Here is a 12,971-nt window from a genome sequence, read left to right as displayed (position 1 = left end):
CAAAACAAAAATATATAGAAAATTATCAACCAAATATTTGTTTTTAAGCACAGTTCATTCCTGCGTAGGCAGGAATCTAAATAAGCGTTTAAGGTTTGTGAAATACTAATAATTACAATTACACGACTAAACAAATAAACAATTACACATCTTTCAAAATGATTTCAGTAGAAAAAGCTTTACAAATTGTATTAAATTCAGTCCAAAACTTCGGTACCGAAACTTCGATGGAAGAAATTCCGTTTTTACAATCTGTTGGTAGAATTTTAAAAGAAAATATCTTTGCAGACAGAGATTTTCCTCCCTTTAACAGGGTCTCAATGGACGGAATTGTAATTGATTACGCTTCATTCAAAAACGGACAAAGAAGTTTTAAAATAGAAGGAATTCAAGCTGCAGGAAGTGAGCAAATAACACTTTACAATGCAAAGAATTGTATTGAAGTGATGACAGGTGCAGTGTTGCCTAATAATGCAAATACCGTTATTCGTTATGAAGATGTTACAATTAAAGACGGAATTGCAACAATTGATATTGATACAATTAACGATGCACAGAACATTCATACAAAAGGAAAAGACGGGAAAGCTGGCGATGTATTAATCAAACAAAACACAAAAATTTCAGCGGCGGAAATAGGCGTTTTAGCAACCGTTGGAAGAGCCTTTGTAAAAGTTGCCAAACAACCAAAAGTGATGATTGTTTCTACGGGTGATGAATTGGTTGGTGTTGATGAAACTCCGTTATCACATCAAATAAGAAGATCTAATGTGTTTAATTTGGTTTCGTTATTAGAAAGATTAAACATTCCATCAGAAACAGCCCATCTCACAGATGACAAACCTGTTTTAAAAGAAAAAATAAAAGCATATTTACAAGAATATGATGTCTTGCTTTTTAGTGGTGCCGTGAGCAAAGGAAAATTTGACTTTTTACCCCAAGTTTTTGAAGAATTAGGCGTAGAGAAATTATTTCATAAGGTGGCACAAAGACCAGGGAAACCTTTTTGGTTTGGAAGCGCAGCTTCTTTAAGTATGAGTGAACAAGGTGTTTATCATAATGAAAATCATAAAAACAAAAAACAAACAATTGTCTTTGGTTTTCCTGGAAATCCAATTTCAACTTTTGTAAATTGCTTGGTGTATTTTTATCCTTGGTATTACAAATCAGTAGGATTAGAAATGGAAGAAGAAACAGCAATTTTAGCGAAAGACATTTCATTTAAACCCAATTTAACCTATTTTTTACAAGTAAAATTATGTTATAAATTTGGGCATTTAATTGCAAACCCAGTTATGGGAAATGGTTCTGGAGATTTAGCAAGTTTGGTGCATGCAGACGCTTTTATTCAATTACCAAGTGAGAATAAGGAATTTAAAAGCGGAGAGGTTTTTCCGGTGATTAGGTATAGATAAAAACTTCTCGATACAATTTTGCAAAAAAGCAAAATCACTCGCAGTGACAGTGCGTGAGCATTTAAATGCAATAGTAAGAAAACGCTGTCAGTTCGAGTGGTTTTTCTGACAAAGGAAGAAAAATTGTATCGAGAACTATTAAGATTCCAACTATGAAAACCTATTTCGTTTATATTTTAAAATGTTCTGATAAAACCTATTATACAGGGTTCACTTCAGATCTTGAAAAACGCTTTTTTGAACATCAGCAAGGAAAGCATCAAGAGAGTTTCACATATTATAGAAGACCTTTAGAATTGGTTTTTTATTGCGAATTTACAAATGCAGGATTTGCAATAGATACAGAAAAACAAATAAAAAAATGGTCGAGAGCTAAAAAAGAAGCTTTAATTAATGATGAGTTTGAAAAACTCCCTAATTTAGCAAAGAAGAAATTTAAGTAAGTATTTTGCTACTGTAAAACTTCTCGATACAAAATTTCTGAAAAAGAAATTTCACTCGAAGTGACAGTATACCTATTAAAACTGTTAAAATGTGATGTCAGTTCGAGTAATTTTGCCTTTTTAGGCGAAATTGTATCGAGAACATTGTTAAGTTTTAACGAATTTTTATTTTTAAAATCCTCATAAAAAAACAATGAGCAACTTTTCCCACATCAATAAAAACAACAACCCTAAAATGGTAAATGTTTCTGACAAGAAAGTTACCAAAAGAACAGCTGTAGCAAAAGCAACGATGTTTTTAGGAAAAGAGATAATTTCTCAGTTTTCAAATGATGAATTGATCACAAAAAAAGGCCCTGTTTTTCAAACGGCAATTATTGCAGGAATTCAAGGAGTTAAAAAAACGTCAGAGTTGATTCCGATGTGCCATCCCTTATTCATAAATGGCATTGATATTGATATTGAAATTATAGATTCAGAAAATATAGAAGTACTTTGTGAAGTTACTATTGAAGGAAAAACAGGTGTAGAAATGGAAGCTTTAACCGGCGCAAATATTACCTGTTTAACGATTTATGACATGTGTAAAAGTATCAGTCAAAAAATGGTAATTAAAGAAGTAAAGTTGTTAGAAAAAACAGGTGGAAAATCTGATATGAATAGCCCATCTTAATCTTCCCAAAGGGAAGAAACACTCATGTGTTATTTTTGATAAAAATAGCTTGTCATTTTTAAAAAAGTAGAAATTTTACAACAGTTTGTCATCCTAAAAGAATCTCTAAACTCTATTTCTCACTAAATTTTGAGACATTTGAAGACCAATAAATTAGAAAAAAAAGAACAAAAAGATACTGAAACTCCCGAAATTTCGGGACAGCATATATATGAAAAAACACACAAAACATACAAATTTAGAAAGAAGAGATAACGATAAGTTTGCGCCAAATGAAATTGCGATTTTAGGAAGCAATTGTGGAATTATTTCAGATTTAGTTCACAAGGTATCCCAAAGATTATCAAAGTATAAATTGGCTTATTTTGATGCTTCTCACGCAAAATCTCTCGACTGTGCTCGAGATGACAATTATAGGTTATCAGCATATACTTTTCATCACGAAGGAAATTTACAAATAACAACTTCAGGAACCATAAATATCTTTGAACAACGTTTGCAATTTGCACAGTACGATTATGTTTTTATCAACGGAAATCATTATCAAGGAGCAAAACAAATCTTAATTTTAGATGAAGCCAAAGAAGCCTCTGTGTTAAAAAGATTAGCGCAGTTAGATGACATTCAGTTTGTTATTAAATTGAAAAAAGAAACTGAATTTTTCTCTTTTTTAGAGGAGAAATATCCGAACATAAAAAACAAAATTTGTTATACGATTGATGAAGTTGAAAAAATTTCAATTCATATTCATAACCTCATTCAAGAAAAAATTGCTCCGATAAAAGGATTGGTTTTGGTTGGCGGAAAAAGTACCAGAATGGGAACCGATAAATCTAAACTGAATTATCATGGAAAATTGCAAAAGGAATTTGCCAAAGAACTGTTAGAAAATAATAATTTAGAAACTTTTTATTCGGTTAGATCTCTCGACGGAGTTTATCTTGAGCGAAGACAAAAGGCTCAAGATGACAAAAAAAATAACAATGTCATTTCGAGCGAAGTCGAGAAATCTCAAAATTCAAATGAAATTCCAGATGTTTTTCTAAATCTTGGCCCTTTTGGTGGCATTTGTTCTGCGTTTCAAAAAGATCCAAATTCGGCTTGGTTTGTGTTGGCAACAGATTTACCTTTTATAAATGATACCATCATTCAACAATTATTAAAACATAGAAACCCGAGTAAAGTTGCGACAGCAATCAAAGGACAAAACAAGGAATTTGTAGAACCATTAATTACTATTTACGAGCCAAAAGCGTATCCTATTTTATTACAATATCTAGCACAAGGCTATTCTTGTCCGCGTAAAATGTTAATCAATTCTGATGTTGAGATTGTAGAAATTGAGGATGCTTTTATTAGAAATATAAATACGCCAGAAGCGTTTGAAAGCGCTAAAAAAGAGATTTCATCGACGTCATTACGAGACCGAGAAAAATAATTATCAAACGATTGGAATGATGTAATGTCTCCTCGAGCGCAGTCGAGAGGTTTTAATGAGGTCTCGACTGCGCTCGACCAGACATATATTAATAATTTGTAAAACAGTAACTTATAAGCTACGTCAATGGTAAGAAGAATGACGAAGTAATCTGTTTATTTAATTATCGAATTTTAATGAGTAGATTCCTGCCTTCGCAGGAATGACAAATACACTGAAACTCCCGAAATTTCGGGACAGCATAAAATGAAACCAACAAAATCACAACTTTTTAAACGTCAAACTACTTTATCAGAAATTGGTGAAGTGGGACAACAAAAACTACAAAATGCATCTGTTTTGGTGGTGGGTTGCGGCGGTTTGGGAAGCCCTATTGCAGTGTATTTGGCTTCAAGCGGAGTTGGGCAACTTCATTTAGTAGATTTCGATACGGTTGATGTAACGAATTTGCACAGACAAGTTTTTTATAGTTTAGACGATGTTGGCAAATCTAAAGCCGCAGTTTTATCAACATTTATAAAAAAAAGAGCGCCTTTTACAGCAGTTCATTTTACGAACAAACCAATTACAAAAGAAAATATTTTTGAGTTGATTTCAAACATAGATATTGTTGTTGATGGCACAGATTCATTGCCAACAAAATATTTATTAAACGATGCTTGTGTCATTAAAAACAAACCTTTGGTGTATGGTTCTTTGTATAAGTTTGACGGCTATGTTTCTGTATTTAATGTGCTTCAAAAAGACGGAAGTTACTCCGCAAATTTAAGAGATGCTTTTCCAAAAATGGCAACAGACATTCCTAATTGCGAGGAAGCGGGAACATTAAATGGCATTGTTGGAATGATGGCAACACAACAAGTAAACGAAGTTTTAAAATTGATTACAGGCATTGGAGAACCATTAACAAATCAATTGCGTATATATAATGCGTTAAAAAACCAAGAGTTAAAAATGAAACTAAAACCCACCGTTCTAAAAGATAAAATTGCTAAAATTTTTAAATTACAAACCTATGTGGATGTATTTTGTAGCAATCAAAATGCTGAATGGCAAATATCACCTGAAGAATTGAAAGATCGTTTGTCTTTTCGATCGAAATCTAAAAATCTAGAAATTATAGCTGTTTTAAAGGATTTAAAGTTGCCTTTTAAAGTAAATCAAACCATACATATTAGCGAATTTGATGCCGATAAAATAAATATTGATAAAAGCAAAACGTATATTATGGTCTGCCAAAGAGGTTTCAACAGTTATAATGCAACCGTACTATTAAAAACGAAATATCCAGATGTAGAAGTATTGAATTTAACTGGCGGAATTTCTAGTTATTAAAACTTAAAAAAACAACGTTTTATAGATAATGCAAAACCCAATAGAATTTTATACAAATCAGAAAGCTAGTTTAGAAAAAGAAGCAGCAATCTTAAAAAAGAAATCTGTAAATCTAAGTGTTTTTAGATTTGCCATATTCTTAATAACTAGTTTTTTAATGTATCTAACTTTTGGTAGCTATCCAGATGTTTTTATCATTGCTTTTCTAGGTGTTTTTATCTTTAGTTTTTTAGTTGTAAAATATATTGATTTAAAAAGAAAAAGAAATATTCTTGCTGAGAAAATTAGAATTAATTCCACTGAAATTCAAGTTTTAAACAGCGATTTTCATCATTTAGAAACGGGCTCAGCATTTATAAATTCTGCTCATTTTTATAGCAATGACATCGATTTGTTTGGCAAAGGATCTTTTTTTCAATACATAAATAGAACCACAACTAATGATGGAAAAGGAGTCTTAGCAACTTTGCTAACAGAAAATAGTACAGCTTCTATATTAGAGAAGCAACAAGCCTTAAAAGAACTTTCAGAAAAAGTACTTTGGAGACAGCATTTTTCTGCGTTGGCAAGCTTAATTTCTGTTAAAAATACTTCTAAATCTATTGTAAATTGGATTTCAAATTATACATCTGTTTTTCCGAAAAACTTATCAAAAATTCAAATAGGCTTTTCTGTAATTTCTTTGGTGTTCATTGGGCTTATTTCATTCGGAATGCTCTCTTTTGTATATATCATTTTTTGGTTTTTAACAGGACTTTTTATCATAGGAAGATTCTTTAAAAAGTCAAGCAATTTGTATGCTGAAACGGATAAGGTTCGAGAAACGTTTAAGCAATACCATCAATTATTAAATCAGATTGAAAATGAAGAATTTACTTCAAAAATTCTGAAAAAGAAAAAAAATATTATCAACTCTGAAAAAAAGAAGGCTTCCGTTATCTTTAAAGAATTTTCACGAATTTTAGATACGTTCGATCAACGAAACAATATCATTATTTTTGTATTTGGAAATGGTTTCTTTCTATCTGAAATATACAACTCAAGTAAAATAGAAAAGTGGATTCATAACTATAAACATACCGTAGAAAAATGGTTTGAAGTAGTTGCATTTTTTGATGCTCAAAACTCGCTAGCTAACTTTCATTTTAATCATCCAAAGTTTGTATTTCCTGAAATAACTTCAAACAAAGAAGTGGTAAACGCAATCAATTTAGGACATCCTTTATTGAATGCTGATAAAAGAGTTGACAATGATTTTATCATTCAGAAAGAAGAATTCTTTATCATTACAGGTGCAAATATGGCTGGGAAAAGTACTTTTTTAAGAACAGTTTCTTTGTCGATTGTAATGGCAAATTGTGGTTTGCCTGTTTGTGCAAAGCATTTTAAATATTCGCCTATAAAATTGATTACGAGCATGCGAACTACAGATTCTTTAACAGAAGATGAATCGTATTTTTATTCAGAATTAAAGCGATTAAAGTTTATTGTTGATGAAATTAACCCTGAAACTTTAGGAGAAGATTATTTTATTATTCTAGATGAAATTCTAAAAGGAACCAACAGTAAAGACAAAGCCATTGGTTCTAAAAAGTTTGTTGAAAAACTCACAAAATCGAAATCTACAGGAATTATTGCAACCCACGATGTGAGTTTATGTGATTTAGAAAATGAATTTCAAGGTATTAAAAACTACTATTTTGATGCAGAAATTATCAACGACGAATTGTTTTTCGATTATACATTAAAAAACGGAGTTTGTAAAAACATGAATGCTTCTTTTTTATTGAAAAAAATGGAGATTATTTAGAGAAAAGAATCAAGAATCAAGAAAAAAATCTCACGATTCTCAATTATAATTTCAGCAAGAAATGAGACAATTTAGTTTTTTTAACATAAGAATATTTCTTCCCTTTGGGAAGATTAAAATGGGTTTTTATTCCCACTCCAAAGTTTCGATCAAATGTAAAATATCTTCTTTGATATAATTTACAGCGGGTAAAATAGAATCGTAGTTTGGTTTTGCATAAAAATACAAGGAACCTTTGATAAAGTTTTTTGTGCTGTCTGTAATATGAAACTGAATGTGTGAAGCCGCATTTCCAGTAATTTCATAAATGCTTCCAAATACTCTTTGATCTCTATTTACAAAGTCTTTTGGTATAATTTGTGCTGCTTTTACTGTGTGTTTAAAAACTAGTTTTTCTGCTTCAGAAAGCAATTCATTCATATTATTTTCTACAGGTCTGTAGGTAATGTCTATAGATGCTTTTAAGTTTGGGTATTGAATTTTTAACCAATTATTTGGTTCGTTCATAACCGTTGTAGCTTTTAAAACTTCAAAAGTGTAAGGTCTGTTGGCTTTTAAAGTTTCGTACGTTTTTTCTGGATAGGTTAAGCTTAAATAGGCTTTTGGTTTTGGCAAAACATCCTCTTTGCAAGAAATAAAACTCATCAAAAAAATTAGCAGAAAAAGGTTACGCATTTCTAGTTGCTTTTACTTGTTTTATGCGTTTTTTATCTAACGCTTCTATTGTAAACGTATAATTCTTAAAACTTATTTTCTCTCCTTTTTTAGGAAATTTCCCAGAAATTTCTAAAATAAAGCCAGCAAGTGTTTCACTTTCGCCTTTTTCTTCTTCAAAAATTTCTTCATCTTCATCATCTAACACTTTACAAAAATCTTTGATAGTGGTTTTGCCATCAAAAATATAATTGTTTTCATCTATTTTAGAATACGATAAATCATCATCATCAAATTCGTCATTGATATCACCTACAATTTCCTCGATAACGTCTTCTAAAGTAACCAATCCGCTCGTTCCTCCATATTCATCTACCACAATTGCTAAATGGTTTTTCTTGGCTCTAAAGTCGCCCAATAAATCGTCTAATTTTTTATTTTCAGGAACAAAAAAGGGTTCACGAAGTAAATTTTGCCATTTAAAAACCTTCTTGTTCAAATGTGCTAATAAATCTTTTGCATATAAAACACCTATAATATTGTCTATATTTTCATGATATACTGGGTTTCTAGAGTAGCCTTTATTTGATATTTTATCTAAAATTTCTTCATAAGATTCATCATCAGAAATTGCAAAAATATCTATTCTAGGTTTCATTATTTGCACAGTTTCTGTGTTTCCAAAATTTACAATACCTTCTAATATTTTTTGTTCGTCTTTACTTGTGGCACCTTGAGAGGTGAGTTCTAAAGCTTGTGATAAGGTTTCTACCGAAAAATTACTTGCTTTATTCCCGAATTTTTTTTCAATCCACTTTGTAATTGAAATTAAAGGCATGCTAAATGGTGTTAAAAAAATATTAACTGAGTGAATAAATTTGGCCATTTTTTTTGAAAAACTCAATGCATTTCTAGAAGCATATACTTTAGGTAAAACTTCGCCAAATAAGAGAATTAAAAAAGTAATAACTATAATTTCTACTATAAAACGAATCGAAACTGTAAATAGATATAAATTTAATTGGTACTTAAAATTGCCAAACAAAGTTTCTGCCAAAGAAGCGAATATGAGTACAATTAAAATATTTATAAAGTTATTGGTAATTAAGATTGTGGCTAATAATTTTCTGGGTCTTTCTAATAAAGTAACTACGATATTTTCTTCTTTTCCGTTGTTAGAAAGTTCATTTAAATCTGTTTGATTCAATGAAAAAAAGGCAATTTCAGAACCAGAAATTAAGGCAGAACTTATAAGTAATGCAATTAATGCAATTCCGTTTAAGGTAGTAATAAGGTCGAAAGCAGCGAATAGAAAAAATAATTGTTCAGGATCTGGGTCCAATTTTAAAAATTTAAGTTGTTAAAAAGGTAAATCGTCTTTTTCTTCTGGTGCAATAGATTTTGGTGCAGTATCTGCTGGCGGATTCTGTGCTTGCGTTGTATTGCTCTCAGAATTCTTTTTGGTGGTTAACATGGTCATTTCATTTACTTGCACTTCTGTCGAGTACCGCTTTACACCATCTTGTTCCCATTGTCTATTTTTCAATTTTCCTTCCACATACACTTTGTCTCCTTTAGATAAATATTTTTCGCAAACTTTTGCCAAACCATTTCTAACAACAATGTTATGCCAATCTGTATTGGTTATTTTTTCACCAGTTTGTTTGCTGGTATAACTTTCTGAAGTGGCAATAGGGAAACGGCCAACACAATTTTGATCATCAAAATAGTGCATTTTTACGTCATCACCTAAATTACCAATGAGTATTACTTTGTTTATTGTTCCTGCCATTTTTCAATTTCTTTTTACATACCAAATATACTAAAAAAAGCAATTACTTTTTAGGTTGAAATTGATCTAAAAAATTTGCAATTAAAATAGGAACTGGAAAATCTTGAATGTTTTCCCAAGAAATGGTTGCGTTTTTTACTGATTTGGTTTCTACAATCCAGAATTGTGTATATAAATGTTGATGAGAAAGTTTATGGATAATTTCTTTTTTGTTGAACAATGAAATGGTGGTTTCTTCCGGAAAAAGGTCGGTAAATTCTTTTGAAGCAATGATTTCTTTTTGATGAATGATTGCGTCACCTTCAATTAGTGGAAATTGATACAAACCTTGCCAAATGCCTTTTCCTTTTCTTTCCGTTAAAATGGTTTTATTGGCATTTGTTTGAATCACTAAAAAATTAAAATACCGTTTTCTAACTTTTATTTTTTTCTCTTTTACCGGCAATTCCTTTGTTAATTTTTTTTCAAAAGCAACACAGCTATCAGTAAAAGGGCAGGTTTCACACAACGGATTTTGTGGTTTGCAGTGCAATGCACCAAAATCCATAATGGCTTGGTTAAAAGTTCCTGGTTGTGTTTCGTCTATAAGAGATTGTGCGAGCGTTTTAAACTCTTTAATTCCCACAGTTGAGTTGATGGCTGTTTTAATACCAAAGTATCTAGAAAGCACTCTGTATACGTTTCCGTCTACAACAGCGGTAGGTTCATTAAAACAAATAGAGGCAATGGCAGAAGCGGTATAATCTCCAATTCCTTTTAATTTTATAATTTCTTTATAGGTTGTGGGGAATTCGCCATTCAATTCATTCGCAATTTGTTTTGCACTAAAATGCAGGTTTCTTGCACGAGAATAATACCCCAAACCTTGCCACATTTTTAAAACGGTACTTTCGTCTGCTTTTGCAAGGTCGAAAATTGTTGGAAAAGTGGTGGTAAATTTTAAATAATAAGACAAACCTTGAGCAACTCTTGTTTGTTGCAGCATGATTTCGCTCAGCCAAATAAAATACGGATTCTTCGTTTTGCGCCAAGGCAGTTCTCTGTTGTTTTGTAAGTACCAGTAAATTAATATATTAGAAAATTTCATGTTAAAAATATAGAATTGCAATATTACATCATAAAAATCACATAATTTTAAGCCTTATTGTTCTTGGAGTTGATTAATTATCATATATTTGCATCCGCATTTTTGGAAGTAAATTAATAAAAATATAGTAAAAATAGAGACATGACGAAAGCAGATATCGTATCGAAAATTTCAGACAAATCAGGAATCGAAAAAACAGATGTTTTAGCAACAGTTGAGGCATTCATGACAGAAGTAAAGGGTGCATTAGAAAATGGCGATAACGTTTATTTAAGAGGTTTTGGTAGTTTTATCATCAAAACAAGAGCAGAAAAAACAGGTAGAAATATTTCTAAGAATACTACTATCAAGATTCCTGCTCACAACATTCCAGCATTTAAACCAGCAAAAACTTTTACAGAAGGTGTAAAAAGTAAAGTGGCTGTTAAATAACAAAACATTAATCTAAATCTTAAACAGATTTAAAAAAAAACGGAAACATTATGCCAAGTGGTAAAAAAAGAAAGAGAGCAAAAATCTCGACACACAAAAGAAAGAAAAGAGCTAGAGCAAATAGACATAAGAAAAAGTAAGCATCCGCTTACTTTTTCGTTTATTATTTAGCGAAAAACAGATCAATTAAAAAAAGTTCATTGACATTTGAAAGTTTACAGTTGTGTAAGACAGTAAATTTTCACACGGTATTACAAAATACCTGACAATATTAATCCATCTGCACACTAAAGTGCAGTGTTAAAACCAAATTCAGTATGAAAACAGAATTAATAATTCGTTCAAATTCATCTGATATTGATTTTGCCTTATTAAGAGATGGTAAACTTATTGAATTAAATAATGAAACATCTGGAAACAAGTTTTCTGTTGGCGATATTTTTTTAGCCAAAATAGGAAAAGTGTTAACAGGTTTAAATGCAGCCTTTGTAAATGTAGGATATCCAAAAGACGGGTTTTTACATTATCATGATTTAGGTGCGCAGGTAAATTCATTAAACGCATTCATTAAGAAAGTAAGCACAGGTAAGTATAAAGAATTCACTTTAAAAAACTTCCGATTCGAGGAAGACATTCACAAAGACGGTAGTATTAACAAAGTTCTAAAAACAGGACAAAACCTGTTGGTACAAATTGTAAAAGAACCAATTTCTACAAAAGGCCCAAGATTAAGTTCAGAACTTTCTATAGCTGGTAGATTTTTAGTTTTAGTTCCTTTTTCTAATAGAGTTTCAGTTTCTCAAAAAATTGAAGACCCTAAAGAAAAAGAACGTTTAAAAAGATTAGCAAAAAGCATAAGACCTAAAGGTTTTGGCGTTATTCTAAGAACTGTTGCAGAAGGAAAAAAAGTAGCAGAGTTAGATAAAGATTTGCAAAACTCATTAGAACGTTGGAAAAAGATGTGTAAAAGTATCGCGAATACAAACACACCCACAAAAATTTTGAGCGAATTAAACAGGGCATCTTCTATTTTAAGAGATGTTATGAATGAAACTTTTACAAGTATTGTAACAAATGATGAAACTTTGAAAGTAGAAATTAAAGAATATCTACAAGAAATTTATCCTGAAAAGGAAAAAATAGTAAAGTTGCACAAGTCTGAAGTGCCTATTTTTGAAAAATATGGAATCGAAAGACAAATAAAAACATCGTTTGGAAAAACAGTTTCTATGAGCAAAGGTGCCTATTTAGTAATAGAGCACACAGAAGCTTTACACGTTATTGATGTTAATAGCGGAAACCGTTCTAACAAAGCAGGTTCTCAAGAAGATACAGCATTAGAAGTAAATTTAATTTCTGCTACAGAAGTAGCACGCCAGTTACAACTGCGTGATATGGGTGGAATTATAGTTGTTGATTTTATTGATATGCACAAAGCTGAAAACAGAAACAAACTGTATCAGCATTTAAAAGAGCAAATGTCTTTTGACAGAACAAAACACAAAATATTACCTCCAAGTAAATTTGGATTGGTACAAATTACAAGACAAAGGGTAAGACCAGAGTTGAGTATAAAAACTACCGAAGCCAACCCAAACAACAATGGAGAAGTAGAAGCGCCCATTGTCTTATTAGACAAAATAGAAGCAGATTTAGAAAAATTTATTTCGAATCCAAAAAATAAAAAGATACAATTACACTTGCATCCTTTTATTGCTGCTTACCTATTAAAAGGCATGAATTCTGTTCGTTTTAAATGGTATTTAAAACACAAAAAGTGGATTACGATTATACCTAGAGATGCTTACACATACTTACATTATAGATTTACATCAGAAAAAGAGTAATTTTATAATGATAACAAGGCAATAATTTTTTATCAAAAAAACCCA

Annotated in this window: 12 protein-coding genes; 8 read left to right on the top strand and 4 right to left on the bottom strand. The window is 30.9% G+C overall.

The features are described 5' to 3' along the window. Positions 1-158 precede the first annotated feature (158 nt). From Q0998_RS18045 to Q0998_RS18020, 6 genes are all read left to right on the top strand, one after another. Positions 159-1,415 carry a molybdopterin molybdotransferase MoeA gene (locus Q0998_RS18045; protein ID WP_299672424.1) on the top strand — a complete coding sequence of 419 codons (1,257 nt, stop codon included), beginning with the start codon at positions 159-161 and terminating at the stop codon, positions 1,413-1,415. A 152-nt stretch (positions 1,416-1,567) separates the two neighbouring features. Beyond that, entirely contained in the window at positions 1,568-1,858 is a 291-nt protein-coding gene (locus tag Q0998_RS18040) for a GIY-YIG nuclease family protein (protein WP_299672422.1), read from the top strand. Positions 1,859-2,051: 193 nt separating this feature from the next. Next, a complete protein-coding gene (gene moaC / locus Q0998_RS18035) occupies positions 2,052-2,531 on the top strand; it encodes a cyclic pyranopterin monophosphate synthase MoaC (protein ID WP_299672420.1) in 480 nt (159 codons plus the stop codon). Positions 2,532-2,742: 211 nt separating this feature from the next. After that, positions 2,743-3,969, top strand: a complete 1,227-nt coding sequence (locus Q0998_RS18030; RefSeq protein ID WP_299672418.1) for an NTP transferase domain-containing protein — start codon at positions 2,743-2,745, stop codon at positions 3,967-3,969. A gap of 246 nt (positions 3,970-4,215) precedes the next feature. Further along, the gene (locus tag Q0998_RS18025; protein ID WP_299672416.1) at positions 4,216-5,304 is read left to right on the top strand and encodes a HesA/MoeB/ThiF family protein; all 1,089 of its coding nucleotides are present in this window, start codon (positions 4,216-4,218) and stop codon (positions 5,302-5,304) included. 28 nt (positions 5,305-5,332) lie between these two features. Then, positions 5,333-7,114: a DNA mismatch repair protein MutS gene (locus Q0998_RS18020; RefSeq protein ID WP_299672414.1), complete on the top strand. Its 1,782-nt coding sequence runs from the start codon at positions 5,333-5,335 to the stop codon at positions 7,112-7,114. A gap of 126 nt (positions 7,115-7,240) precedes the next feature. On the opposite strand, the gene gldD is transcribed toward Q0998_RS18020, so the two are convergent. Genes gldD through mutY form a run of 4 tightly spaced genes read right to left on the bottom strand, consistent with a single transcriptional unit; the run spans position 7,241 to position 10,647 of the window. After that, positions 7,241-7,789, bottom strand: a complete 549-nt coding sequence (gene gldD / locus Q0998_RS18015) for a gliding motility lipoprotein GldD (protein ID WP_299672412.1) — start codon at positions 7,787-7,789, stop codon at positions 7,241-7,243. Next, positions 7,782-9,110: a gliding motility-associated protein GldE gene (gene gldE / locus Q0998_RS18010; RefSeq protein ID WP_299672410.1), complete on the bottom strand. Its 1,329-nt coding sequence runs from the start codon at positions 9,108-9,110 to the stop codon at positions 7,782-7,784. The genes gldD and gldE overlap by 8 nt, the downstream gene beginning before the upstream one ends. A gap of 18 nt (positions 9,111-9,128) precedes the next feature. Beyond that, entirely contained in the window at positions 9,129-9,560 is a 432-nt protein-coding gene (ssb, locus tag Q0998_RS18005; RefSeq protein WP_299672408.1) for a single-stranded DNA-binding protein, read from the bottom strand. 43 nt (positions 9,561-9,603) lie between these two features. Then, positions 9,604-10,647 carry an A/G-specific adenine glycosylase gene (gene mutY / locus Q0998_RS18000; RefSeq protein ID WP_299672406.1) on the bottom strand — a complete coding sequence of 348 codons (1,044 nt, stop codon included), beginning with the start codon at positions 10,645-10,647 and terminating at the stop codon, positions 9,604-9,606. 141 nt (positions 10,648-10,788) lie between these two features. Between mutY and Q0998_RS17995 the strand changes: the two genes are divergently transcribed. Both Q0998_RS17995 and Q0998_RS17990 read left to right on the top strand, forming a co-directional pair. After that, complete coding sequence (locus Q0998_RS17995; protein WP_088353785.1) at positions 10,789-11,079, top strand: HU family DNA-binding protein; 291 nt, start codon at positions 10,789-10,791, stop codon at positions 11,077-11,079. A gap of 317 nt (positions 11,080-11,396) precedes the next feature. Further along, positions 11,397-12,926, top strand: a complete 1,530-nt coding sequence (locus Q0998_RS17990; RefSeq protein WP_299672402.1) for an Rne/Rng family ribonuclease — start codon at positions 11,397-11,399, stop codon at positions 12,924-12,926. Positions 12,927-12,971: the final 45 nt, after the last annotated feature.

This window comes from uncultured Polaribacter sp. (assembly GCF_947501385.1).
Classification (GTDB): domain Bacteria; phylum Bacteroidota; class Bacteroidia; order Flavobacteriales; family Flavobacteriaceae; genus Polaribacter.
Note: the sequence above shows the minus strand (reverse complement) of the source record. Positions and strands in the feature narration are given on the sequence as shown.